This is a genomic window from Streptomyces sp. TBY4, assembly GCF_024213195.1.
Classification (GTDB): domain Bacteria; phylum Actinomycetota; class Actinomycetes; order Streptomycetales; family Streptomycetaceae; genus Streptomyces.
In genome coordinates, this window is the sequence record NZ_JANAVF010000002.1 from 417,714 (window position 1) to 440,469 (window position 22,756).

Below are 22,756 nucleotides of genomic sequence, written 5' to 3' on the forward strand. Positions count from 1 at the left end.
ACGGCGCCGCGTCCTTGATGCCACCCTGACAACCTCTCGTTCACCGGTGTCGTGTGGAATGGCCGCATGGGGAGAAGCGAGTACCTGATACGCCAAGGCGGCCCGGAGCGCCGCACCGAGGGGGCCTCGGGCCCGGTCGCGGTGGACGCGCCGTCCGAGCACTGGCGCTACGCCCGGCACCTGGAGTCCCTGGCGGCCGTCTCCGGTCAGCCCGCGGAAGCCGAGGCCGTGGCCGCCGTCCTGCGCGACCCCGACCTGGTGATGGCCGAGAGCGCGGTGGTGACGCACCTCGACCGGCGGGCGGCCGGGCTGCTGGCCGACGAAGCCTTCCCGGCCTGGGCGCAGGCCGTGGGAGCCGCCCTCGGCGGCCGCACCTTTGCGGCCCGCCGGCTGCGCGAGTGGACCCTGCTGAAGGCCGTCACGCGGGGCGAGCCCTGGTCCGCGGCGGAGCTCCTCGCCGCCTCCGACTGGTGTCAGCGCACGGCGGCCCAGTCCCTGCACGCGGACGAGGCCCTGCGGCTGCTCGCGGAGGGCGCCCGGACCCGGCGGGTCCGCAACGCGGCGGCGCAGCGACTGCTGCGCCGGGCCGCGGTGGGCTCGTGACCTGACCTGACCTGGACGTACGGGAGGGCCGGAACCGCACTGCGGTCCCGGCCCTCCTGTCGTCCTGCTCCGCCCTGCCGCGCGCTACTTCGTGCCGCGCCGTACCCGCGCCGCCGCGCGGGCCTCGGCGGCCTGCCGGGCTTCGATGGTCTTGCGGGACTCCTTGCCCCTGCCGGGCCGCCCCGGCCGGGTGCCGATCCCGCGGAAGCCGAGCTCCGAGCCCGAGGGCCGGCCCTTGGCGTCGGTGGCCGCGGCTCCGGCCAGCGGTACGCCGGAGGGGGCCTTCGCCCCGGTGATGCGGCTCAGCGCGGCCTCGCCGGAGCGGACCTGGGTGATGGTCGGCCGGATCTTGGCGTCGGCCATCAGCCGGACGATGTCGCGCCGCTGGTTCGGGGTGACCAGGGTGACGACCTTGCCGGACTCGCCGGCGCGCGCCGTGCGCCCGCCCCGGTGCAGGTAGTCCTTGCTGTCGGCCGGCGGGTCCACGTTGACCACGAGGTCGAGGTCCTCGATGTGGATGCCGCGGGCGGCGACGTTGGTCGCGACCAGGACGTTCAGCAGGCCGTCCTTGAACTGGCCCAGGGTCCGGGTGCGCTGCGGCTGCGACTTGCCGCTGTGCAGCCCCTCCGCCCGTACGCCCATGGCGCGCAGGTGCTTCACGAACTGGTCGACCCCGTGCTTGGTGTCCAGGAACATCAGCACCCGGCCCTCGCGCGCCGCGATCTCGGTCGCGGCCGAGACCTTGTCGGCGGCGTGGATGTGCAGCACGTGGTGGTCCATCGTGGACACCGAGGCGGACTGGGGGTCCACGGAGTGCCCGACGGGGTCCTTCAGGTACCGCTGGACGAGCTGGTCCACGTTGCGGTCCAGCGTGGCCGAGAACAGCATCCGCTGGCCGGCGTGGTGGCACTGGTCGAGGATCTCGGTGACCTGCGGCATGAAGCCCATGTCGCACATCTGGTCGGCCTCGTCGAGGACCACGATCTTCACGCGCTCCAGGTGCACGTCGCGCCGCCCGATGAGGTCGCTGAGCCGCCCGGGGGTGGCCACCACGATCTCGGCGCCGGTGCGCAGCGCCCCGGTCTGCTTGCCGATCGACAGTCCGCCGACGACGGTGGCCATGCGCAGCTTGAGGGCCTGCGCGTACGGGGCCAGGGCCTCGGTCACCTGCTGGGCCAGCTCGCGGGTCGGTACGAGGACCAGCGCGAGCGGCCGCTTCGGATCGGCCTGCTGTCCCGCCGTCCGGGCGAGCAGGGCCAGGCCGAAGGCGAGCGTCTTGCCCGAGCCGGTGCGCCCGCGGCCGAGGATGTCCCGGCCCGCCAGCGAGTTGGGGAGGGTCGCCGCCTGGATGGGGAACGGTTTCGCCACCCCCTGGTCGGCCATGGTCTTCACCAGCTCAGGGGGCAGGCCGAGCTCCGAGAAGGACTCCACCGGCGGCAGGGCCGGCGTGGTCGTCCGGGGCATCGAGTACTCGCCCTGGGGGCCGAGGGTCCGCGGGGTCTTCCCGCCGCCCTTCGTACCGCCCTTCGGGCTCGCCTTGGCTCCGGCCTTGATGCCGAAGCGCCCATGAGCTGACGGGTTCTTCATGCAGAACCTTCCGTGAGACGTACGAGATGTTCGAAAGCGCGGCGTGAACGTCGCGAAAAGGCAAATTTTACCATCGGGGCTATGGGGCCACCGGCCCGAGCTCCGCGGCCCGCACCCGGTCCAGATGGGCGGTGACCTCGGCGGTCGCCCTCCCGAACCAGTCGGCGATGACGGCGATCTCGTCCGGGGAGTACTCGGCGAACACCGCGCCGAGCCGTGCGTAGAAGGGCTCGTAGACGGCGAAGACCCTGGCGGCGGCGGCCGGGTCGGCGACCACCCGGACCCGGCGCCGGTCGGCGGGGTCGGGCTGCCGGCTCGCGTAGCCGGCGCGCTCCAGGCGGTTGAGGACCCCGGTCACGGCCCCGGTGGTGAGGTTCGTGAGCTCGGCGAGGTCGCCCGCGGCGAGGGGAGTGTCCCCGGCGCCCAGGATGTGGCCCAGGCAGGTCAGGTCCGTGACGTTCAGCCCCAGGAGCTGTGCCACCTCCTGCTGGCCGAGGATGCCGAGAGCGACGTACCGGTCCATGCGCGCGAGCGCCTCCTGGACCGTGGCCGCGGGGCGGGGCTTGCCCTGCACGCGGATACTCCTTAGCATCTAAGTTACTTAGCTCGTGAGATAAATGGCTTCCTCTGCAAGAGAAAGCCATTCGAGCCTACTGAACCGACGAAGCAGGGGGAGAACGATGAGCGCTCACGGCCACGTGGACCTCGGCCACACTGTGGCGGGTTGGACCGGAACCGCGATCGCCCTGGTGGGCAGTACGGCGGCGGGTGCGGCCCTGTGCCTCTCCTGGACCCCGGGTATCTGGATCGGCCTCGCGGTCGTGGCCGCGTCGGGGATCGTGACCTGGCTGCTGCACCTCGCCGGATGGGGCAAGCCGAGCGGTCCCCGCCCGGAGAGCCAGTGGGACTGGCGGGTCCGTGACACGGCCGCGCGCACCGGCCACGCCGACTGCCTCGGATGCCGGGTCAGCGGGCCCCGGCGAGCGCCCGCAGCAGCCCCTGCTCCTCGATCCGCCGCGTCGTTGCCCGCTCCGGATAGCAGCGCATGAACATCCGGGTGAAGTGCTCCCCGTAATGGATCACCGCGCCGCCCTCCCCGGTGGTTTCCCCGGCACCTTCCCCGGTGCCCGGGAGCGGGCGGATCCGGGCGCCGAAGCGCGGCTCGTGGAAGTAGGCGAGGGCGTACCGCTCCCGGTCCGCCAGCTGCACCCGGTGCGGAGTGGAGAGCAGCGCGCCGCCGGTCATGAACTGGAGGATGTCCCCGGGGAACACCGTCAGCACCCGCGGCACGGGCCGTACCGGGGTCCAGCCGGGCCGGTCCTCGGCGAAGCCCGCCGTGCTCTCGCCCGGCAGCCAGTTGCGCGGGCGGCGCTCGCCCGCCACCGGAGGCCGTACGAAGAGCCCGCCCACCTGGTCCTGGGCGGCGATCACGAGCAGCCCGTAGTCGGTGTGGGCTCCGATCCCGCGCTCCGTCGTCCGCCCCGCGGCGGGGAACCGCAGCACCCGCATGTGGTGCCAGCCGCCGCGGGTCGGGCCCGCGAGCCGGTCGATGCCGGCCGGTCCGAGGCCGAGCCCGAGGGCCACGAGCCGCAGCAGCCGCTCGCCGAGCCCGCCGACACCCGCCAAGTAGGCCTCCATGGCCGCCCGGTAGCCGGGGGAGGGCCAGGGGACCGGGCCGTGGCAGGGCAGGCCGCCGGCCGCCGCCGCAGGGACGTCCGGGGTGATGGTGAAGATCTCCGAGGCGTCCGGCCTGCCGGCCGTCACCTCCTCGCCCGAGGCGATGTACCCGCTGTACGAGGTGTCGTTGACGCACGCCGCCTTCTCCGCCGCGGGCCGGGCGAAGAACCGCCGGCTCGCCGCCAGCGCGGACCGCGTGCGGGCCTCCTGCCGCCCGTCGGCGGTCACTTGGAAGATCCCGTCGCGCTGCCAGGCGCGGACCATCGCCCCGCCGAGCATGATGTCCGCCGTCGTTCCCGTGATCCGAGCCGGCACCCGGAACGTCGCGAGCTCGCCCATGTCCGTCCCCTCCCGAAGACTCCCCGGAGTGCCCCCGCCGAAGCCCTTCCAAGGGCCGGTGCGAAGGCCTGCTCCCTCGTTCCACGGACGGGGCGGAGGAAAGTTCGAATACCCGGAAGCACCCCGGTTGGCCGCGCTTGGCGTGTGCTCGGGCGGATGAATGGGCAGGATCGGGTCCGGCCGCGTGTGCGGCCGGTGGAACGTTGTGAAGGATCAGTACAGATGGCAACAGGCATCGTGAAGTGGTTCAACTCGGAGAAGGGATTCGGGTTCATCCAGCAGGACGACGGCGGTCCCGACGTGTTCGTGCACTTCTCCGCGATCCAGACCAGCGGCTTCAAGGCGCTGGACGAGGGGCAGAAGGTCGAGTACGACGTCACGCAGGGGCCCAAGGGCCCCCAGGCGGAGCGGGTGGTCACTCTCTAGCGCCGCTTCACGAGCCAGGCCCGTGAAGGGAGCCCCGCCGGAACTTCCGGCGGGGCTCCCGCACGTCCGGGGCGGGCGGGTAGCGTGGGCCGGATGATGACCGGCACGCCGGACACCCGGCTGATCGTGCTGCGCGGCAACTCCGCCGCGGGCAAGTCCTCCGTGGCGGAGGGCATCCGAGAGCGGCACGGCCGGGGCGTCGCGCTCGTGGGCCAGGACAACCTGCGCCGGGTCGTCCTGCGCGAGCGGGACGTTCCGGGCGCGGCGAACATCGGGCTCATCGGCAGCGTGGCGCGCTACGCGCTGGACCACGGCTTCCACGTCATCGTCGAGGGCATCCTCTACGCGGACCGCTACGGCCCCATGCTCGACGCCCTGCGCCGGGCCCACCGCGGGCCGACGCACTTCTACTACCTCGACGTGCCGTTCGAGGAGACCCTGCGGCGGCACGCGGGCAAGCCGCAGGCCTCCGAGTTCGGCGAGGCGGAGATGCGCGAGTGGTACCGGCCGCTCGACCTGCTGCCCGGCGACTGGGAGAGCGTCATCGGTGCGGAGCACTCGCTGGAGGACACGGTCACCCGGGTCATGGCCGAGACCGGACTGCCCGCGGAGAGCGGCCCGGCCGGCCGGTAGACGTCCGTCCGGGTTGTGGGAGGGGAACCCTTTGAACACGGCACGATCCCCGCGCAGCGGGCTGTTCCTGGGCCTGGCCGTCACCATCGGCTGCCTGGCCGGCCTCGCGCTGCTCGCGGCGGCGTACCAGCTCTTCTACGGGTCGGAGGGCTCGTGCGAGGAGAACCGGGCCGTCGCGCGCATGGCCCAGGTCTCGGCCGCGGCGCCCGCCGCCGCGGCCGGCGGCACGCCCGTGCCGGAGCAGCCCCGTGTCGAGTGCATGGACGACAGCGGCGAGCCCTGGGTCGTCGCGGACAGCACCTACGCGTACGACACGGACGCCCGGTCCTTGGCCACCCGCTACTGGGACACCGCGAAGGGGGAGGGGTGGAAGGCGGACCGGGGCCGGGCGGACGCCCTGGACGGGTTCCGGAGCGGATTCGGCATGTGCTTCCAGAAGGAGGTCGCCGGCGAGCCGGCCACGCTCCGGGTGACGGCCGCCGGGCCGGGGCGGTTCGTCGCGAGCGTGGAATCGGCGCTGGACGGATCCTCGATCTCCTGCGACTGAACGACTGAACGACTGAACGGCTGGACCGCTGAGCGGCTGGACCGCTGACCGTCGAATTCCGGGAGTCAGCCCGCCCTGTGCAGGGCGGCGAGGAGCAGCCAGATCCGGTCCGCCAGTCCGTCAGGGTCGGCCAGGTCGGCGGACAGGTCGCCGTGCAGCCAGTCCGCCAGCACGGCGGTGAAGGTGGCCGCCACGGCCGAAGCCACCAGCTCGGGGCGCGGGGCGCCCACCGCAGCGCGTTCGGCCCGGCTGCGCTCCCGCAGTTCCCGGTACAGGCGTTCGCCGAGCGGGCCGCCGCCGCCCGGCAGGAGCAGGGTGCGGTAGAGCGCCGCCCGGTCGGCCGCGCCGCCGAGGAAGCCGGCCAGCGCGGCCGGGGGACGGGCCGGGGGGAGTGCTGACGGGGTCGTCTGCCAGGCGTGCAGGGCGTCGACCGCCGCATGGACGACATCGGCGCAGGCGTCCACCGCGAGCGCGGTGAGGTCCTCGTAGTGCAGGTAGAACGTGGCCCGGCCGACGCCCGCCCGGCGGACCACCGCCGAGACGCTGACCTCGCCGAGCGGCCGGTCCGCGCACTCGGCGAACAGGCTCTCGCGCAGCCGCTCTTTGGTACGGGCGGTCCGGGGATCGGTCCGGGGATCGCTGAGGGAGGTCATCCGGCGAGCAGGGCCGCGCCCAGCGCGAGGGCGCCGGGCAGGGCCTGGGCGAGGAGGATGCGGCGGTTGGCGGTGGCGGCCCCGTACACACCGGCGACGATCACGCAGACGAGGAAGAAGATCTGCGTGGCGAGCGAGTCGATGACGAGGGACCAGACCAGGCCGGCGGCGAGGAACCCGTTGTAGAGGCCCTGGTTCGCGGCGAGCGGGGCGGTCAGCCGGGCCGTGTCGGCGTCGAAGCCGGACAGGGCGCGGCCGGGCGGCCGCTGCCACAGGAACATCTCCAGGACCAGGAAGTAGGCGTGGAGCGCGGCGACGAGGCCGATGAGGATCGTTGCGACCGTGTGCACGGCCACCTCCCTGGGGGCGGAGTGGGTGGAGGGGAGTCCCTCCGACTTCCTGGACAACTGTACAGGAAGTCGGGTCGCGGCCGACGGCCCGCGGCGCGGCTACGCTGACCGCATGACTGCGCTCGTATATGAAGACTTCGCCCCCGGACGCCACCGCGAGGCCACGCTGATCCGGCACGCGCTCGGCAGCGTGCACGAAGAGGCCCTGGTCGCGGGCCTGGCGGGCGGTATCGGCTTCATGTACTTCGTCTTCGAGTACGCGGGCCACCCGCCGATGCCGACGATCGTCGCCCAGGCCCACCCCGACCCCTGGGTCCAGGTCGCCCTGGGCCGCCTGCACATCCCGTACGAGGCCACGCGCAGCGCCAAGCCGCGCTGGAACCGGGTCGAGGCGGCGCTCGACGCCGGCGCCCCGGTGTTCTGCACCGTGGACCGGTCCGCCCTGCCCTGGCACGGCCCCGCTCCGATGGCCGAGCTGGCCGCCGCCGATCCGTACGTGGTGGCCGTGGTCGGCTACGAGGGAGACACCTTCCAGGTCGACGACCCGGCGGCCGGCCTGGACGGGGCCGGCGGTCCGTACGCGATCGGCCGCGAGGAGTTCGGCGCGGCCTGGTCCGGGCACAAGAAGGGCCGCCACCAGATGGTGGTGACCACCGGGAAGCCCGCCGGCGAACCCGATCTGGACGCGGCGATCGCGGCCACGGTCGCCCGCCTCACCGGGCCGGTGCTCGGCAACCACTTCGACGTCAACTTCGGCTTCTCCGGCATGGAGAAGTTCGCCGCCCAGCTGCGCGACACGAGCACCAAGACCGGCTGGGAGCGCCGCTTCGCCACCCCCGAGGCCTTCGCGCTGGGCACGCAGCGGCTGTACGCCTGCCTGGAGGAGGAGTGGACCGCCCCGGGCGCCACCCGGCCGCTGTACGCGGACTTCCTCGACCTCGCCGGGCACGGGGAGGCGGCCGCGCTCTTCCGTGAGTCGGGGCAGCAGTGGTCGAGGCTCGCGGAGCTGGCCCGTGCGGCGGACCCGGAGGCGGACGCCGCGGGGCGGCGGGAGCTCTTCGACGCCTGCGCCGGACTCGTGGACGGCGCCCTGGTGCTGGAGCGGCAGGCTGTAGCACTGCTGCCGGAGGCCGCGCCGGGGGAGTGAGTGTGACGCGGTCCTCCAGCAGGGGCCGCGTCAAAAGTTGAGTCGCTCAATTTTTGACGCGGTGAAACCTCGGGGCGTACGGTGGGCAAATCGGCCCCAAGCACCCCTAACGCCCCTGAGGTCCCGTACCGCACATGGAAATGACCCTCGTCTCGATCGTCGGCGTCAGCAGCATCGTCGCCGTAGCCGCCTTCTCGAAGCGGCTCGGCCTGGCTGCCCCGCTGAGCCTGGTGGTCGTCGGCATCGCCCTCAGCTTCGTACCGGGCGTGCCGGTGCTCGCCGTCGAGCCGGAATGGGTCCTCGCGGGCGTGCTGCCACCGCTGCTGTATTCGACGGCCGTGAACATGCCCGCGTCGGACTTCCGCCGCAACATCAAGGCGATCAGCGGTCTCGCGGTCCTGCTCGTGGCCGTCACCACGCTCGGGGCGGGCTGGCTCTTCCACTGGCTCATGCCCGGCCTCGGCTGGCCCGCCGCCTTCGCCCTCGGCGCCGTGGTCAGCCCCACCGACGCCGTCGCCGCGACCTCCATGGGCAAACAGCTCGGCCTGCCGTCCCGGCTGCTGACCATGCTCGAGGGCGAGGGGCTCGTCAACGACGCCTCCGCGCTGGTGCTGCTGCGCTCCGCGATCGCCGCGATGGCCGGCACGGTCTCCCTTGTGGGAATCGCCGGGAACTTCCTCTTCTCCGTGGCCCTCGCCACCGTCGTCGGCCTCGTCGTGGGCCTCGTCAACGTCCGGGTCCGGGCGCTCCTCAAGGACAGCCTGCTGAACACGGCGATCTCATTCGTCGTGCCCTTCGTCGCCTTCCTGCCGGCCGAGGAGTTCCACGCCTCCGGCGTCCTCGCGGTGGTCGTCGCCGGCCTGGTCACCGGCCACCAGGCCCCGCGCTTCCTCAGCGCCCAGGACCGGCTGGCCGAGGCCATGAACTGGCGCACCCTCGCCTTCCTGCTGGAAAGCGCGGTGTTCCTCCTGATGGGACTCGGCCTCAAGGGGCTCCTCGACGAGGTCGCGGCGGACGGGCTGAGCGCCTGGCGCGCCCTGTCCATCGGCCTGGCGGCGTCCGCCCTGGTGATCGTGGCGCGCATGGTGTTCGTCGCCCCGCTCATCGCCTCGCTGCGCAAGGACGCGCAGCGGGCCGCCGAGAAGAAGCCGCGGCTCGACTGGCTGATGGACCGGCTCGGCGCCCCGGAGTCCGAGCAGCCGGCCAATCCGCTGCGGCCCCGCAGGGAGCTGTCGCCCCGCCGCAGGGAGCAGATGAAGCAACGCGTCACCCGGGTCTCCGCCGATGTCGACTTCAAGGTCAACGAGAACCTCGGCTGGCGCAGCGGAGTGGCCCTGGCCTGGGCGGGAATGCGCGGGGCGATCACGGTCGCCGCGGCCCAGACCCTGCCCGAGGACACCCCGTACCGCCCCCAGCTGCTGCTCATCGCCTTCGTGGTCGCCACGACCACCCTGCTGCTGCAGGGCCTGACCCTGCCCGCGGTCATCCGGTCGGTGAAGATCCCCGGGGACGACCCGGTCCGCTTCGAGGAGGAGTTCCGGCGACTGCTCGACGAGGTCGCCGCCGCGGGCCGGGCCGCGCTGGAGGAGCCGGGCCTCGTGCGGAGCGACGGAAGCCCGTACGCCCCCGAGATCCTCGCCAAGGTCCGGGAGGACGCCCGGCTCGACCGCGGGGACGGGGAGGAGGGCGTACCCGTGGTCGAAGGGGCGCGCGAACAGTACGTGGACCTGCGCCTCGGTGTGATCGCGGCCTCGCGGGACGCCGTCCTGGCCGCCCGCTCGACCGGGATCTACAGCTCGCAGGCCGTCAACCAGGCCCAGCAGGGCCTGGACCTGGACGAGGCCCTCTTCCAGCGGCTGAGCGCCGGCCCCCGGCACTGAACCATAGGGTGGGGACTGTGTCGCCGTCGGGCGCACCCTCTACGCGGCCTCGGGAGATGAAGTGGCGCTCGGCGTTGTGCTCGTCCCCATGATCTTCGCCATCGGGGTGCTCGTGGTGTGCGTCGCCATCGCCTGCTTCCAGCCGAAGGAGACCCGGGTCGGGTGCCTTCTGACCTCGGGCGGTCTTCTCTGCGTGTGCCTGGTCACCGTCGCCTGGTTCTTCCTCTCGGTGAACACGGGCACCTGATCACAGATGGGCGGAGAGGAACGCCCGCAGCTCCGCGGCCGTCATCGGGCCCGCCTGGGCGGCCACCGGCTCGCCGCCCGCGATGAGGACGGCCGTCGGGGCTCCCGTCACCTCGTACCGCCTGGTCGCCCCGGGGCAGCGGGTCATGTCCACGCGCACCGCCGTCAGCCGGGTCCCGTACTCCTGGGCCAGGACGGCGACGACGGAGTCCATCGCGCGGCAGGGCTCCAGGGCCTTCGGCCAGCTCCCGCAGAAGTAGGCGAGCACCGGCCCGTCCGTCATGCCGAGGATGAAGTCGAACTCCTGGTCCTCCAGCGGCTGGTGTACCCGACGTGCCATGGATGGTGCTCCGCTTCCCGTGCCGTGCGATCCGAACGGCTCCCATCATCGCTGCTGGGGCCCGTTGTCAGTGCCGTCTGTGAAGCTGATCGTCATGGACGACAGGATGCTCCGGCGCCGGGTCTACGGCGCCGACCACGACGACCCCGACCCGGGTCCGCTCCCGGGGCACGCCTACGGCGAGCTCGTGGGCGGCCCCCTCGACGGACTGCTGCTCGACATCACGGGGTGGAGCGGCCCGCAGCTCGCCGAGGAGGCCCGGCTCCCCACGGAGATAGGGCGCTACGGGCCCGGCGGCCGGGCCCACTACCGCCGCCGCGCCGCCGATCCCGGCCACTGGGACTGGACCGGCGACAGCCGCTGACACGGGGGCGGGTGGGCGGGACAGCAGGGACGGGGCAGCGGGCTGCGGGCGGTGTGCCGCCTCAGCCCGCCGCGTTCCGGCCGACCTTGCGGGCCCACAGGACCAGGGGGACCTGGAGCGGCAGCCGGCCCAGGGCCGCGGCCCGCAGGGCGGGGGAGCGGTGGCGGGCGTCGGCGGCCATCTTGACGTTCGCGGGGAACACCCCGACGAAGAACGCCGCCGTGGCCAGCGCCGCGACCCGGCGGGTGCGCGGGTGGGCGACCCCGGCCGCGAGGGCGAGCTCCGCCGCGCCGCTCGCGTACGTCCACTGCCGCGGGGTGCCGGGCAGTGAGCGCGGCACGATCGCGTCGAACTGCCGGGGGGCGACGGCGTGCGCCACCGCCGCACCGGCCAGCAGACCGGCGAGCAGGAGCGGTGAGGACGGTGTGCGCGGCATCGGGGGATCCTCTCGGAGGGGCCTGGGCCCGGCGATCCTACTCGCCGGTAGCACGATGTGGGGCGGTGCCCGGAATCTCCGCCGCCGCGCGCGTCCCGAAAGTCGCCGAAGATTTTTCCGGGAAGCTGTCGATCCCGGCGTCGCCCGTTCGACGCAGGGGTGAGAGGCGGGGAAGGGCCCCGTCCTCCACCACCGAGGAGTCACCATGCCGCGCTTCCTTTCGATGATCCGCATCGACGAGCAGTCCCTCACCCCCGACACCCCCTTCCCCGCCGACTTCGGCGACCGCATGGGCGCCCTGCTGGAGGAGATCACCAAGGCCGGGGTCATGCTCGACACCGCCGGCCTGCGCCCCACCTCCGAAGGGACCCGGGTGACCTGGTCCGGCGGCAAGCTCAGCTACACCGACGGGCCCTTCACCGAGACCAAGGAGGTCGTCGGCGGGTACGCCCTCATGCAGTGCAAGGACAAGGACGAGGCGCTGGAGTGGACCAAGCGCTTCCTGGAGATCCACCCCGAGAACTGGACGGTCGGCGCCGAGCTCCGCCAGCTCGACGGAAGCTGACGGCCCCCGCCGCGCTGCGCGGTTTGCCCTGCCTCGTCACGGCTGCTCTGATGGGTAGCCGTGACGGCAGTGAGTACGACCCGAGCGGTAGAAGCGGTGTTCCGGATCGAGTCCGCGCGGATCATCGCGGGCGTCGCCCGGATCGTGCGCGACGTCGGCATCGCCGAGGAGATCACCCAGGACGCGCTGGTCGCCGCGCTGGAGCAGTGGCCGGCCTCCGGAGTCCCCGACAAACCGGGGGCCTGGCTGATGACCACCGCCAAGCGCCGGGCCATCGACCTCGTCCGCCGCAAGGAGACCTACGCCCGCAAGCTCGCCGAGGTGGGCCGCACCCTGGAGGACGTACCGCCGCCGGAGGAGGAGGCCGGGCTCGCGGACCCCGAGTCCATCGACGACGACCTGCTGCGGCTGATCTTCACCGCCTGCCACCCCGTCCTCGCCACCGAAGCCCGGATCGCGCTGACCCTGCGGCTGATGGGCGGCCTGACGACCCAGGAGATCGCCCGCGCCTTCCTCTGCCCCGAACCGACCGTCGCCCAGCGGATCGTCCGGGCGAAGCGGGCCCTCGCGAAGGCGGCGGTGCCCTTCGAGGTCCCGTACGGAGCCGACCGCGAGGAGCGCCTCGCCTCCGTACTGGAGGTCATCTACCTCGTCTTCAACGAGGGCTACGCGGCGACGGCGGGAGACGACCTCGTCCGCCCCGCCCTGTGCGAGGACGCCCTGCGCCTGGCCCGGGTCCTGGCCGGCCTGATGCCCAAGGAACCCGAGGTGCACGGCCTGGCGGCGCTGCTGGAGTTCCAGGCCTCCCGCATCGCCACGCGCACCGGCCCGGACGGGGAGCCGGTGCTGCTCGCCGACCAGAACCGGTCCCAGTGGAACCGGCTGCTGATCCGGCGCGGCGTCGAGGCCCTGCACCGGGCGGGCACCGGCCCCTACTCCCTCCAGGCCGCCATCGCCGGCTGTCACGCCGACGCCGTCCGCTACGAGGACACCGACTGGCCCACGATCTCCGCCCTCTACGGACGGCTCGTCCTGCTGATCCCGTCACCGGTGATCGAGCTCAACAGGGCCGTCGCCGTCTCGATGGCCGAGGGCCCGGCCGCGGCGCTCCCGCTGGTCGACGCCCTGACGGCGGAACCAGCCCTGCGCTCCTACCATTTGCTGCCGAGCGTACGGGGAGACCTGCTGGAGCGGCTCGGCCGCCCGGCGGAGGCCCGCGCGGAGTACGAACGCGCCGCCTCGCTCACCCGCAACGCCCGGGAGCAGACCCTGCTGCGCGACCGCGCCGCCCGCCTCTGAGGCCGCCCGCCTCTGAGGCCGACTGCCGGACGCGGCCGGCCCGGATCAGCCGCGGCGGGCGAACGCCGCCACGTCGAGCGGGGTCAGCACGGGCCGGCGCGGCGGGGTCAGCGCGATGGGGCGGCGCAGCGAGCCGTGGCGGGCGATCTCCCGGACCGTCTCGCGCAGGGCCTCCAGGAAACCGTCCATCGTGCGGCGGGCGGCGGGGGTGTCCGAGTAGATCGAGTTCATGTGCAGCCCGTCCGCGTCCCGCTGGAACCAGGAGCAGGCGCCGTTGGCCTGGGCCGACCACACGTGGGAGGTGGGCCGCCAGTCCTCGTGGCGCTCGGCGCCCGGACACTTGCGCATGTCGATGTACGAGAAGAAGTTCACCGGGTACGGCCAGGAGCGGGCCGCGAACTCGCGGGGGGCGAGCAGCTCCCAGGCCCGCACGAACGGCACGTCGACATGGCTGATCATCTCGTCGAACCCGGCCCGCACCGAAGCCATCACCTGCTCGAAGTCCCGTCCCGGCGAGGCGTCGAACTCGATGGGCATGGTGTTCACGAACCAGCCCACCGAGTTGCCCCAGCCGGCCCGGCCGCGCTCGCTGACCGGCATGAAGCCCCGGTAGACCCCCGGCCCGCCCGCCTCGCGCAGGCAGACCGCGACGGCGGCGAGGACGCCCATGAACGGCTTGCCGCCCACCGCGAGACAGGCCTTCTCGAAGACCTCCGCCTCGGCAGCGTCCAGCAGCGGGGAGGCCTCGTTCACGATCGAGTACATCCGGCCGGGCTCCACGCCCAGTTCGAGCGGGAAGCGCGGGAAGAACTCCCCGCCGCCGCTCGCCATGAACTCCTTCCAGTAGTCCAGCCGTTCGTCGTCCGCGTCGATGGCGAGGTACCGGCCGCGCTGCTCCTCGGCGAAGTCGAGGTAGCTGGGGGCGGGCTCCTGCTCGGGCAACTCGCCGCGGCGCAGGGCCTCGTAGCCCTGCTCGACCTCCTGGACCACGATCGGCATCGACATGCCGTCGCAGACGATGTGGTCGAAGGCCAGGTAGACGGTGGCCGAGTCCTCGCGCAGGACGGCGCCCATCGTGAACAGCGGCCAGGACAGCGTGTCGATGCTCCGCTTGAACCGCTCCACCAGGAAGACGGTCAGTTCCTCGGTGCGGTGGAAGTCGGCGACCTGGACGGTGTCCAGGGCCAGTTCGGCTGCGGGGATCGGGGCGCACGCCAACTCCCCTGCCAGGCGCCGGAACTCGCAGCGCAGTACCTCGTGGCGGCGCACGAACGCCAGCAGCGCGCCGGTCAGGGCCTCTTCGTCCAGCGGGCCCGCGACCTCGAAGGTGACGGCGATCCAGGACGCGGTCGGGTCGTCGGCCGCGCGGCTCTCCTCGGCGACGGTGAAGTGCTTGTCCTGGTTGAAGGAGGCCCGCCTGTCCGCCGCGCCGTCCGGACCGTCCGGACCGGGCGACTGCGCCCCGGCCGTGGACCGCAACCGCCACTCGACGACCCGGCCGGGTGCCATGTGGTGCATCTCCAGAGGAAACTGCCGCATTCCGTCATCCCTTCGACCCCCGAGTCAACCCCGAGCGCCTAACGACACCCGGGGCACGGAAGTGACGCGCGGCGGGCGGTCCACCGGGAGGCGCGCCGCCGTGACCGCTCTCTGGCAGACTCGGCGGATGCCCACCGATCCCGTCGTCTGCGAGGTCCCCGACGGCCTCGGTCTCATAGAGGTGACCGGGAACGACTGGGCCAGCCTGCTGCTCATCGGGGGCTGGCCCGTCGTGCTGGAGGGCAGCGACTGCTGCGGCAGCATCGGCTGGCTGGCCTCGCGGGCCACCGGCCCGGAAGCTCCCACCCCCGCGGAGGCCAAGGCGCTCACCGCATGGCTGGCCGCACCGGAGCTCACCGCCGACCCGCTCACCGGCAACTTCCCGCCACCGGATCCGGAACGGCTGCGGCCCCTGCTCCAGCTCCTCGCCCCCGGCCGGTACACGATGACGGCCGCCCGGGCCCCGCAGCCGCTGCGCGTCGTCCACCCGCGCTCCGGGCACATCGAGAGCTGGTACGCCGACGAGGAGCTGGCCCTGCTCACCACCGACCACTGGCCCCCGCCGGACCGGGACGCCGTACGCGCCTACGTGCGGCGGATCCGGGCAGGAGAACGGCCCGCGCTGGTGGCCCTGAGCCCCGCCGGGGACTCCCTCGCCGCCTACCTGCTGGACGGTCACCACAAACTGGAGGCCTACCACCAGGCCGAGGTTCCGCCCCTGATCATCCGCCTGACCCCGGTCGACCCCGCGCCCTTCCGGCTCCAGGACTGCGAACCCGCCCACGAGGTCTTCCCCGGAGAGCCGCTGATCCGGACCTTCCGCTACATCCGCGAGGAGCGCACGGCCTGAGCCCGTTTGGGTCAGCCCGCGTCGTCGGGACGCAGCTCGATGTGGTCCGCCGCCAGGTCCACCGCCACCCGGTGCTCCATGCCCAGGGCCTCCAGGAACTTCTGCGGGAGCTGCACGCGCCCCGTGCGGTCGAGCATCACGTACTCGCGCTCGGTCACCGACTCGGCGCCGTGCTCGTCGGTGACGGTACGGCGCAGGACCTCGCTGCTGGTGCGGCCGTCGCGCATCGCCACCGTGCGCCGGACCTCGCCCGCGACGAGCGGGTCGTGGGTCACGATGACCACGGTCGCGCCCAGCTCCCGGTTGACGGTGCGGAAGGCCTCGAAGATCGCCCCGCCCGTCTCGGAGTCCAGCTCACCGGTGGGCTCGTCGGCGAGCAGCACCGCCGGATCGTTGGCCATGGCCACCGCGATGGCCACGCGCTGCTGCTGGCCGCCGGAGAGCTCGGCGGGGCGGCGGTCCGCCAGGTCGCCGATCTCCAGCGCCTCGAGGAGCTCGCCGGTCCGGACCGCGTGGCGCTTGGCGGCCGCCCGGCGCCCGCCCTTCAACTGCATCGGCAGGGCGATGTTCTGCGCCGCCGTCAGGAAGGGAAGCAGGTTGCGGGCCGTCTGCTGCCAGACGAAGCCGACCGCCTCCCGCCGGTAGCGCAGCCGGTCGCGCGCCGACATCTCCAGCAGGTCGTAGCCGCCGACGCTGGCGGTGCCGGCCGTGGGCACGTCCAGTCCCGCGAGGATGTTCAGCAGGGTGGACTTCCCGCTGCCCGAAGCACCGACCAGGGCCATCAGATCGCCCTGAGCCACGGTCAGTTCCAGCCCCTGCAGGGCTTGGACCTCGACCCCGTCGGTACTGAAGATCCGTACCAGGCGGTCGCAGGCGATGGCGGTGTCCGCGCCGTGCCGGCGGGGCTCGGCGGCGGCCAGGGCCTGCCGCTGCAGCTCCTCGTAGGTGGGCTGTTCGCTGTTCACCGCTGGTCTCCCGCTCTCAACTCGGTCGTGATCTGTCGCCTGCCGGAGACCGCCGCCTCCGCGAGCACGGCCCCCGCGACGAGGACCCCCAGGCCCAGCGCCTGGATCAGTACGGGCACGGCGAGGACCTGAAGGCCGGTCGGCACCCGGGTGCCGACCAGCGTGGACAGGTCCACGGCCGGGCCCAGCAGCGCGACGGCGCCCGCCGCGAGCAGTGCTCCGCCGAGCGCGGCGGCCAGGGCCAGGGGCACCGACTCCACCAGGATCAGCAGGACCCCCTGCCGGGGCCGCAGGCCCATGGTGCGCAGCCGCGCGAGCAGCGCCGCGCGGTCGGGAGCCGCCCGGACCAGCGTCAGCAGGACCGCCAGCAGCGCGAAGCCCGCGGCTCCGGCCAACGAGGCCCAGAACAGCCGCTCGGCGGAGCGCTGGAGCGGGTCCGAGCCCAGTGCGGCCGCCTCGGTGGAGCTGGTCCGGACGCGGTAGCGCTCCTCGGCGGCCGCCGGGTCCCCGGTGCGCACCGCCCGCTCCAGCCGGTGCTGGTCGACCTCGCCGAGCCCGAACCAGTGGTTGGGCAGCCCCATCTGCGGCACCACGGCCAGTACTTGGGGGGCGGGCAGGACCACCGTGGTGGACCTGGCGCCCGCCCGGGCGGGGGTGCCGTCGATCTCTCCGACGACCGCGAGCTTCAGCTCCCCGCCGTTCTCCAGCCGCAGCACGTAGCCGGAGGTGTCGCCGTCCGCGAGGTCCCGGCTGATCAGCGCGGGAACCGTCGAGCCCGAGGTGCCCGCGGCTCCGGCGGCCAGGAGCGCCGGATCGAACCGGCCCTTCCCGGTCGCCTCGGACAGCTTCGCGTACTCCACCGGGTCAGCGGTGATCACGGAGATCTGCGTACTGCCCGCTTTGGTGCCGTAGAGGAACACGTTGTCGTCGCTCCACACCTTCACCGAGGACCGTACGCCGGGCACCGCGGCGACGGCGGTCGTCAGGGACTCGGGGAGGGTGCCGCTGGGCGCCGAGACCTGGGCGTCGCCGCCGACGGCCGAACGGGCCGCCACGAAGCGGGCGTCGGCCACCCCGGTCAGCACCGTGGAACCGAAGCCCCCGGTGGTGACGGCCAGCAGCATGGCGATCAGCGGTAGTACGGAGGGACGCGCGCGGCCCCCGGTGCCCCGCGCGGCGCGCGCCAGCCCGAGGAAGCCGATCAGCCCCGGGCCCCGCCCGGCCGCCCGGGCCAGCGCCCCGACCAGGGCGGGCTGGAGCCGGGCCAGCAGCAGCCCGCCGCAGAGCGCGAGCAGCAGCGGGGCGGCGACCAGCAGCGGGTCCACCCCGGCGCCGGCCGGGGCGACCCCGCGCGAGCGGACCTCGAACACGGCGGCCGCGGTGGCCGCCAGAGCGAGCACCTCGGCGACGAGCCGCCGCCGGGGGCCCGGCCGGCGCTTCGGAGACAGCAGCACGAAGGCCCGTACGGGGACGGCCAGCAGAGCCAGGAGCGTGGCGGCCGAAGCGGCCAGCAGGGTGCCCTCCCAGCGGGGGGTGGGCAGCAGGAACACCGCGAGCGCCGCCGCGAGCGCGGCGGCCGGCAGGACGGTGACGGCGTTCTCCGCGAGCAGCCGGCGCACGATGCCCGCGCGGGAACCGCCGCGGGCCAGCAGGAGCCGCAGTTCGGCCTCCCGCCGGTCACCTGTGAGCCCGGCGGCCAGGCAGAACACCACGAACGCCACTCCGGCCACCCCGGCCGGGCCCATCGCGGCGAGCGGCGCGGCGGCCTGGCGCCGGGCCTCGGCCAGCGTGAACAGCTCGGGCAGGCGGGAGGTGATGTGCAGATCGCTCCGGTGGGTCTCCTGGGTCAGGCGCGTCGCGGTCGGGCCGCTCACGTAGGAGGCGACCGCCTTGGCGGTGGCGGGCAGCCGGTCGGCCCGCAGGGTGCTGGGGTCCAGGGGGATGCGCCAGAAGTCGCGGGTGCCGGTCTCGCCCCAATATCCGAACTGGTCGAGGGACTCCGGGCCGGTGAGGGCCGAGGTCTGCCAGTACGGGACCGGCGGGTGGGTGGAGGTCTGGAGCAGGCAGGCGCGGGTGAGGCAGCCGGTGTCGGCCCAGAAGTCCTCGGCCTCGTCGTTCGGGACGTAGAGGCCGACGACCTCCGCCTTGATGGTGGTCATGGTCATACCGGTGGTGGTCTCCAGCACCATCCCGACCCGTACGCCGAGGGTCTTGGCCGCACTCTGGGCCAGGGCGATCGGTACGGGGCCGCCCGGCACGGAGGCCGCGCCGGGCCGGCTTCCCTCGACGAACCGGACGTGTTCGAAGCCCTCGCGCAGGTGGTAGAGGCCGAGCCGGGGCGGGACGCCCTCGGGGGCGGCCAGTCCGGGGGTGCCGAGAGCGCGGGAGTCCGCGGAGATCCCGTGGACGGGGCCGCCGGGAACCACGCTGAAACCGGGGGCGGTCCGGGCGAGCAGGGTGCTCAGTACCTCGTCCAGCTCCTGCGGGCTCTGCTCTCCGTACCGGGGGTGGGCGCTGACCATCAGGCTGGTCTGGCTCGGCCCGCGCGACTCCAGGAAGGAGCGCAGCGCCTGGTCGGTGCCCCGGTCCATGGCGCGCGGCAGGGCCGCGGCGAGCAGGACGGCGACGAAGGCCAGGGCCGCGCCGAGCAGGGAGCTCAGGGGGGTCGCGCGCAGCCGGGTCCGCACCCAGGGCGCGGGCGGCGGCACGGCGCGCGGGGCGGACCCCCGCGGTGTCCGCGGCCCGGTCCCGCCGGGGGTGCGCCGGTCGGCGTCGGTCGCGGCCGGCCCGGTCATATGTCCTCCACGTGCCGCAGCCGGTCGGCCGGCTTCGAGCGGTTCTGATTGCGCCGGCCGCCGAAGACCGCCGACAGCAGCGGTACGGCGGCGATGGCGGCGGCGAGCAGCAGGGTCCGCGCCGCGGGCAGGTCCACCAGCACCTCGGGCACCGGGCGGCCGGCGGCCGGGGTCAGCACGGTCAGCGGTACGACGAGGTGGACGATGACCATGCCCAGCCCGATCCCGACCGCGGTGCCGAGCCCCACCAGCACGCAGCTCTCGGCGGTGGCCGTCCGGGCCAGGTCCCGGCGCCGGGCACCCAGCGCCGCCAGCACCGAGAACTCCCGGGACCGCTCGCGGGCGGCGGCCGCGGCGGAGGCGGCGAAACCGATCGCCGCCAGCACCGCGCAGGCCACCGCGAGTGCGGCCAGCGCCCCCTGCGGGCCCGCGCTGAGCGGATCGTCCAGCAGGGTTGCGGCCACCTCCTCGCGCAGCCGCACCTGCTGCGAGCCCGCGCCGGAGCGCAGTTCCGCGGCGGCTCGGGCGGGCGCCGGGTCGTCTGCCGAGGCGGCCGGCAGCCACCATTCGTCGGGCGGCGGCAGGTCCCGGCCGCCCGAGGCGAGCTGCCGGCCGGCGGTGGCCAGGTCGACGGCTATCGCCGTGTCACCGGCCACGGGAAGCGAGTCGATCGCCGCGGTGACCCGGACCGGGAGGGTGATGCCGCCCAGCTTGACCGGCACCAGATCGCCCGTGCTCCCGCCGATCGCGGACAGGTACGCCCGGGTGGCGATCCCCGGAACCTCGGCGGCCGGAGAGGGGCCCGGCACCAGGTTGGCCTGGACGCCGCCGCGTTCGCCGGAACCGTCCCGGTAGCGCAGCTTGACCAGGGTCGGGACGCCCGGCGCGGGTTCGGAGCCCGGGAGCAGTTCGGCGGCGGGGGAGCCGTCGGTGAGCGGCGGTACCGACAGCTTCCAGTCGGGCGCGGGCACCGCGAGGGGCACCGCCGCGCCGTCGCGGGTCTGCGCGAGCGCGAGGCCGCGTACGGTCAGTTCGTCGAAGACCTTGGCGGTGGCGCCGGGCTTGTCCGGGCTGGGGCCCGCGTCCGGTTCGGTGCTCGGATCGGTACCGGGGAGAAAGCCCTCCCGGTCGTACGAGAACACGAGCCCGGCCAGGCTCAGCGGGGCGGCGGCCGATCCGATGGGGGAGCCGAGCATCGGGCCGATGTGCACCGACACGGTGGCGTCGCCGTTCTCCGGGAGCTGCACCATCGCGGCCCGGTAGGTGATGCCGAACCGGTCGCGCAGCAGCAGCCCGAGGCCGGGACGGCCGCCCGCGCCGGCGGACTTCACGGAGACCGAGAGGTCGATGCGCTCCGGGGTGCCGGGGAGGGGGACACCGGTGGCGGGCGCGGAGGCGGCGGCGGGGGCCAGCGGGGCGAAGAGCTCCCGCATGCCGCGCCCGTCGCGCAGGTCGGCCCGCAGGGTCAGCCGGTCGGCTGCGGCCGCCGCGTCCAGAGCCATCACCTGGCCGGTGCGCCCGCCGGGCAGTTCCTGCGGGGCCCGCAGGACCGGCAGGGCGCGCTCCCCGCCGGGCAGCGCCGCGTACCGGCCGCCCCGGCCCAGCGGGGGCAGGTCGCTGCCGGAGATCAGCAGGCCCCCGGCGGTGGTGAAGTCGGCCTGGTCGCGCTGGGACTGGGACCAGGCGGTGTGCTGGCCCAGCGCCAGGACCCCGCTGGACACGGCGAGTACGAGCAGCAGCACCGGCCCCGTGGCTCGTCCGGGCCGGCGGGCCAGCTGCCAGCCGACGAGCGCCGGACCCAGCCCCCGGCCCCGGGCGGCGACGCGGGCGCCGAGCCGCGCCACGAAGGGGAGCAGGCGCAGCACGAGCAGGGTGCCCGCGCACAGGGCCAGCGTCGGGGCGGCGACCAGGACCGGGTCCACGCCGAACAGTCCGTCGGAGCGCGTTGCCGGGCCGGAGCCGCCCGCGCCGTACCGGGCGAGCTGCTGGTAGGCGAGTACGGCCAGGGCCACCAGCGCCAGGTCCGCGCCGGAGCGGGCGGCCCCGGCGACGAGCGCCTGGCGGCGGCCGGTCCGGTGCAGGGCGGCCGCGGCGGCCCCGCGCAGGACGACGGGGAGGGTGGTCAGCACGACGCACCCGAGGGCGCAGCCCGCGGCGACGGGCCAGAGCAGCCAGCTCCGGGTGACGGCGAAGGGGACGTGGGCCAGGGAGCCGTAGCCGCCGAGCAGGCGCAGCAGCGGCGGGGTCAGCAGCGGCGCGAGGAGGGCGGCGGGCAGCGCCAGCAGAAGCGACTGGGCCGCGGTCAGGACACCGAGCCGGCCGCGGGAGGCGCCGCGCGCGGCGAGCAGGGCGCGCTCGCCCTCCTGGCGCTGCGTCAGCAGGTGCGAGACGAGCAGCAGCGCTGCCCCGGCGAGCACGGCCAGTTGCAGGGCGCCGACCAGCAGGGTCGAGCGGGCCACGGTCAGGCCCGACCGCAACTCCCCGAGCAGCGCGGGAAGCTCGGTGGAGGGCCGCAGGCCCGCATCCCGGTGGAGTTCCTCCAGGGCCTTGGCGGAGCGGCCGCGGACCGCCTCGGCGGTCGCCGCGTCCACGGTGGAGAAGTCGGCGGTCAGGAGCACGGCGCGGCTGTCCTGGACCAGCCCGCCCGCGGTGAAGGCGGAATCGTCCACCAGCAGTGGCCCGTAGGTGGCGAACCCGGCGACCTGGAGGCCGCGGGCACCGAGCGGATCGAGCCGCCAGTACGGGGCGTCGGGGTCGGCCGCCCGGTAGACGCCGGTCACCAGCACGTCGAGGGGGGAGCCGCCGTACCGGTCGTCGAGCCGCACCCGCGCGGGCAGCGCCCCCTCGGCCAGCCCGAGCCGGTCCAGCGCCGGCTTCGGCACGGCCACGGGAACCGGGGCGCCCGGGCCGGAGACGGGCCCCGCGACGGGCTCCGGCCAGGTGCCCGCGAGAAGGCGTACGCGGTCCTTGGCGAAGGCCGCCAGCAGGGTCAGATCGGCGTCCTTGCCGGGGGTGTGCGGGCCGGGTAGCCCGTACGAACGGCTGCGCGCCACGCTCTCGGAGGCGGCCGGGAGCGGGCCGAACAGCCCGCGCGCGAAGCCCCGTAGCGCCTCGTCGTCCTTGGCGCGGTCGGCCGTCGGGTGGGAACCGGTGACCAGGACGGTGCCGCGTGCGAGACCGGGGCCCTGGAGGGCCTGGCGCAGTCCGGCGTCGCCCACTCCGCGGGTGAAGGCGAAGAGCGCCGTGAGCACGGTCGTGGTGATCAAAACCGTCAGCAGAACGACGGCTGCGAGCGGCAATCGCCCGCGCAGCCGGCGCACGACGAAGCCGAGCATGTGCCTGTTCCTCCCCCGCACCGGACTGGAGACCCCGGATAGCGGACGATGCTGCCAGATTCGAACAGATAGCGGAAGGGACTTGCGTGAATGGTGCAACGGATGAACAAATCGGCGGGGCGGGATTGCAGGAACGCCGTTTTCGTCCGTACGTACGCTTGTTGGACGCTTGGAGGGGGA

The 22,756-nt window shown here is 74.1% G+C and carries 23 protein-coding genes; 12 read left to right on the plus strand and 11 right to left on the minus strand.

Annotation, left to right across the window (positions count from 1 at the left end; genetic code table 11):
- The first annotated feature begins 66 nt into the window (after positions 1–66).
- Positions 67–603: a hypothetical protein gene (locus NLX94_RS06200; protein ID WP_254381574.1), complete on the plus strand. Its 537-nt coding sequence runs from the start codon at positions 67–69 to the stop codon at positions 601–603.
- An 84-nt stretch (positions 604–687) separates the two neighbouring features.
- Here NLX94_RS06200 and NLX94_RS06205 read toward each other — a convergent pair whose 3' ends face one another.
- Together NLX94_RS06205 and NLX94_RS06210 are read right to left on the minus strand one after the other, a co-directional pair.
- The gene (locus tag NLX94_RS06205) at positions 688–2,190 is read right to left on the minus strand and encodes a DEAD/DEAH box helicase (protein ID WP_374683906.1); all 1,503 of its coding nucleotides are present in this window, start codon (positions 2,188–2,190) and stop codon (positions 688–690) included.
- 79 nt (positions 2,191–2,269) lie between these two features.
- Positions 2,270–2,764, minus strand: a complete 495-nt coding sequence (locus NLX94_RS06210; protein WP_254381575.1) for a MarR family transcriptional regulator — start codon at positions 2,762–2,764, stop codon at positions 2,270–2,272.
- Positions 2,765–2,870: 106 nt separating this feature from the next.
- On the opposite strand from NLX94_RS06210, the gene NLX94_RS06215 reads away from it, so the two are divergent.
- Entirely contained in the window at positions 2,871–3,239 is a 369-nt protein-coding gene (locus NLX94_RS06215; protein WP_254381576.1) for an HGxxPAAW family protein, read from the plus strand.
- Here the strand turns inward: NLX94_RS06215 and NLX94_RS06220 are convergent.
- Positions 3,157–4,206, minus strand: coding sequence for a 2-oxoglutarate and iron-dependent oxygenase domain-containing protein (locus NLX94_RS06220; protein WP_254381577.1), 1,050 nt, complete (start codon positions 4,204–4,206; stop codon positions 3,157–3,159). The genes NLX94_RS06215 and NLX94_RS06220 overlap by 83 nt on opposite strands.
- Before the next feature lie 222 nt (positions 4,207–4,428).
- Here NLX94_RS06220 and NLX94_RS06225 point away from each other — a divergent pair, with 222 nt between their 5' ends.
- From NLX94_RS06225 to NLX94_RS06235, 3 genes are all read left to right on the plus strand, one after another.
- The gene (locus NLX94_RS06225; RefSeq protein ID WP_254381578.1) at positions 4,429–4,632 is read left to right on the plus strand and encodes a cold-shock protein; all 204 of its coding nucleotides are present in this window, start codon (positions 4,429–4,431) and stop codon (positions 4,630–4,632) included.
- A gap of 96 nt (positions 4,633–4,728) precedes the next feature.
- On the plus strand, positions 4,729–5,265 hold the full coding sequence (locus tag NLX94_RS06230; RefSeq protein WP_254381873.1) for a kinase: 537 nt from the start codon (positions 4,729–4,731) through the stop codon (positions 5,263–5,265).
- A gap of 31 nt (positions 5,266–5,296) precedes the next feature.
- Positions 5,297–5,812: a hypothetical protein gene (locus NLX94_RS06235; protein ID WP_254381579.1), complete on the plus strand. Its 516-nt coding sequence runs from the start codon at positions 5,297–5,299 to the stop codon at positions 5,810–5,812.
- Positions 5,813–5,877: 65 nt separating this feature from the next.
- On the opposite strand, the gene NLX94_RS06240 is transcribed toward NLX94_RS06235, so the two are convergent.
- Both NLX94_RS06240 and NLX94_RS06245 read right to left on the minus strand, forming a co-directional pair.
- Positions 5,878–6,465: a TetR/AcrR family transcriptional regulator gene (locus tag NLX94_RS06240; protein ID WP_254381580.1), complete on the minus strand. Its 588-nt coding sequence runs from the start codon at positions 6,463–6,465 to the stop codon at positions 5,878–5,880.
- Positions 6,462–6,815, minus strand: a complete 354-nt coding sequence (locus NLX94_RS06245; RefSeq protein ID WP_254381581.1) for a DUF1304 domain-containing protein — start codon at positions 6,813–6,815, stop codon at positions 6,462–6,464. Before NLX94_RS06245 ends, NLX94_RS06240 begins: the two co-directional genes overlap by 4 nt.
- Before the next feature lie 112 nt (positions 6,816–6,927).
- Between NLX94_RS06245 and NLX94_RS06250 the strand changes: the two genes are divergently transcribed.
- The 3 genes from NLX94_RS06250 to NLX94_RS06260 all read left to right on the plus strand — a co-directional run bounded on the left by NLX94_RS06250 (position 6,928) and on the right by NLX94_RS06260 (position 10,089).
- Positions 6,928–7,962: a BtrH N-terminal domain-containing protein gene (locus tag NLX94_RS06250; RefSeq protein ID WP_254381582.1), complete on the plus strand. Its 1,035-nt coding sequence runs from the start codon at positions 6,928–6,930 to the stop codon at positions 7,960–7,962.
- A 134-nt stretch (positions 7,963–8,096) separates the two neighbouring features.
- Entirely contained in the window at positions 8,097–9,842 is a 1,746-nt protein-coding gene (locus NLX94_RS06255; protein ID WP_254381583.1) for a sodium:proton antiporter, read from the plus strand.
- A 61-nt stretch (positions 9,843–9,903) separates the two neighbouring features.
- Positions 9,904–10,089, plus strand: a complete 186-nt coding sequence (locus NLX94_RS06260) for a hypothetical protein (protein ID WP_254381584.1) — start codon at positions 9,904–9,906, stop codon at positions 10,087–10,089.
- Here the strand turns inward: NLX94_RS06260 and NLX94_RS06265 are convergent, their stop codons facing one another.
- The gene (locus NLX94_RS06265) at positions 10,090–10,428 is read right to left on the minus strand and encodes a co-chaperone YbbN (protein WP_254381585.1); all 339 of its coding nucleotides are present in this window, start codon (positions 10,426–10,428) and stop codon (positions 10,090–10,092) included.
- Between the two features lie 94 nt (positions 10,429–10,522).
- On the opposite strand from NLX94_RS06265, the gene NLX94_RS06270 reads away from it, so the two are divergent.
- On the plus strand, positions 10,523–10,792 hold the full coding sequence (locus NLX94_RS06270; protein ID WP_214951747.1) for a hypothetical protein: 270 nt from the start codon (positions 10,523–10,525) through the stop codon (positions 10,790–10,792).
- Between the two features lie 61 nt (positions 10,793–10,853).
- Here NLX94_RS06270 and NLX94_RS06275 read toward each other — a convergent pair whose 3' ends face one another.
- Positions 10,854–11,228 (minus strand): hypothetical protein, encoded by a 375-nt coding sequence (locus NLX94_RS06275; protein WP_254381586.1) that lies wholly within the window; start codon positions 11,226–11,228, stop codon positions 10,854–10,856.
- A 205-nt stretch (positions 11,229–11,433) separates the two neighbouring features.
- On the opposite strand from NLX94_RS06275, the gene NLX94_RS06280 reads away from it, so the two are divergent.
- Positions 11,434–11,793, plus strand: coding sequence for a YciI family protein (locus tag NLX94_RS06280; RefSeq protein ID WP_254381587.1), 360 nt, complete (start codon positions 11,434–11,436; stop codon positions 11,791–11,793).
- Positions 11,794–11,862: 69 nt separating this feature from the next.
- Positions 11,863–13,092 carry an RNA polymerase sigma factor gene (locus tag NLX94_RS06285; RefSeq protein WP_254381588.1) on the plus strand — a complete coding sequence of 410 codons (1,230 nt, stop codon included), beginning with the start codon at positions 11,863–11,865 and terminating at the stop codon, positions 13,090–13,092.
- 45 nt (positions 13,093–13,137) lie between these two features.
- On the opposite strand, the gene NLX94_RS06290 is transcribed toward NLX94_RS06285, so the two are convergent.
- Complete coding sequence (locus NLX94_RS06290) at positions 13,138–14,631, minus strand: condensation domain-containing protein (protein ID WP_254381589.1); 1,494 nt, start codon at positions 14,629–14,631, stop codon at positions 13,138–13,140.
- Between the two features lie 127 nt (positions 14,632–14,758).
- On the opposite strand from NLX94_RS06290, the gene NLX94_RS06295 reads away from it, so the two are divergent.
- Positions 14,759–15,481 (plus strand): hypothetical protein, encoded by a 723-nt coding sequence (locus tag NLX94_RS06295; protein WP_254381590.1) that lies wholly within the window; start codon positions 14,759–14,761, stop codon positions 15,479–15,481.
- An 11-nt stretch (positions 15,482–15,492) separates the two neighbouring features.
- Here NLX94_RS06295 and NLX94_RS06300 read toward each other — a convergent pair whose 3' ends face one another.
- The 3 genes from NLX94_RS06300 to NLX94_RS06310 are packed head-to-tail and all read right to left on the minus strand — an operon-like array spanning position 15,493 to position 22,576.
- Positions 15,493–16,446 (minus strand): ABC transporter ATP-binding protein, encoded by a 954-nt coding sequence (locus tag NLX94_RS06300; RefSeq protein ID WP_254381591.1) that lies wholly within the window; start codon positions 16,444–16,446, stop codon positions 15,493–15,495.
- A complete protein-coding gene (locus NLX94_RS06305) occupies positions 16,443–19,241 on the minus strand; it encodes a hypothetical protein (protein WP_254381898.1) in 2,799 nt (932 codons plus the stop codon). Before NLX94_RS06305 ends, NLX94_RS06300 begins: the two co-directional genes overlap by 4 nt.
- Entirely contained in the window at positions 19,238–22,576 is a 3,339-nt protein-coding gene (locus NLX94_RS06310) for an FtsX-like permease family protein (protein WP_254381592.1), read from the minus strand. Before NLX94_RS06310 ends, NLX94_RS06305 begins: the two co-directional genes overlap by 4 nt.
- Positions 22,577–22,756: the final 180 nt, after the last annotated feature.

Bases quoted from the DNA above. Each gene is read 5' to 3' on its own strand.
- NLX94_RS06200 (WP_254381574.1), top strand. From the start codon at position 67: ATGGGGAGAAGCGAGTACCTGATACGCCAAGGCGGCCCGGAGCGCCGC.
- NLX94_RS06205 (WP_374683906.1), bottom strand. From the start codon at position 2,190: ATGAAGAACCCGTCAGCTCATGGGCGCTTCGGCATCAAGGCCGGAGCC.
- NLX94_RS06215 (WP_254381576.1), top strand. From the start codon at position 2,871: ATGAGCGCTCACGGCCACGTGGACCTCGGCCACACTGTGGCGGGTTGG.
- NLX94_RS06220 (WP_254381577.1), bottom strand. From the start codon at position 4,206: ATGGGCGAGCTCGCGACGTTCCGGGTGCCGGCTCGGATCACGGGAACG.
- NLX94_RS06225 (WP_254381578.1), top strand. From the start codon at position 4,429: ATGGCAACAGGCATCGTGAAGTGGTTCAACTCGGAGAAGGGATTCGGG.
- NLX94_RS06230 (WP_254381873.1), top strand. From the start codon at position 4,729: ATGACCGGCACGCCGGACACCCGGCTGATCGTGCTGCGCGGCAACTCC.
- NLX94_RS06240 (WP_254381580.1), bottom strand. From the start codon at position 6,465: ATGACCTCCCTCAGCGATCCCCGGACCGATCCCCGGACCGCCCGTACC.
- NLX94_RS06250 (WP_254381582.1), top strand. From the start codon at position 6,928: ATGACTGCGCTCGTATATGAAGACTTCGCCCCCGGACGCCACCGCGAG.
- NLX94_RS06255 (WP_254381583.1), top strand. From the start codon at position 8,097: ATGGAAATGACCCTCGTCTCGATCGTCGGCGTCAGCAGCATCGTCGCC.
- NLX94_RS06265 (WP_254381585.1), bottom strand. From the start codon at position 10,428: ATGGCACGTCGGGTACACCAGCCGCTGGAGGACCAGGAGTTCGACTTC.
- NLX94_RS06270 (WP_214951747.1), top strand. From the start codon at position 10,523: ATGGACGACAGGATGCTCCGGCGCCGGGTCTACGGCGCCGACCACGAC.
- NLX94_RS06275 (WP_254381586.1), bottom strand. From the start codon at position 11,228: ATGCCGCGCACACCGTCCTCACCGCTCCTGCTCGCCGGTCTGCTGGCC.
- NLX94_RS06280 (WP_254381587.1), top strand. From the start codon at position 11,434: ATGCCGCGCTTCCTTTCGATGATCCGCATCGACGAGCAGTCCCTCACC.
- NLX94_RS06290 (WP_254381589.1), bottom strand. From the start codon at position 14,631: ATGCGGCAGTTTCCTCTGGAGATGCACCACATGGCACCCGGCCGGGTC.
- NLX94_RS06295 (WP_254381590.1), top strand. From the start codon at position 14,759: ATGCCCACCGATCCCGTCGTCTGCGAGGTCCCCGACGGCCTCGGTCTC.
- NLX94_RS06305 (WP_254381898.1), bottom strand. From the start codon at position 19,241: ATGACCGGGCCGGCCGCGACCGACGCCGACCGGCGCACCCCCGGCGGG.
- NLX94_RS06310 (WP_254381592.1), bottom strand. From the start codon at position 22,576: ATGCTCGGCTTCGTCGTGCGCCGGCTGCGCGGGCGATTGCCGCTCGCA.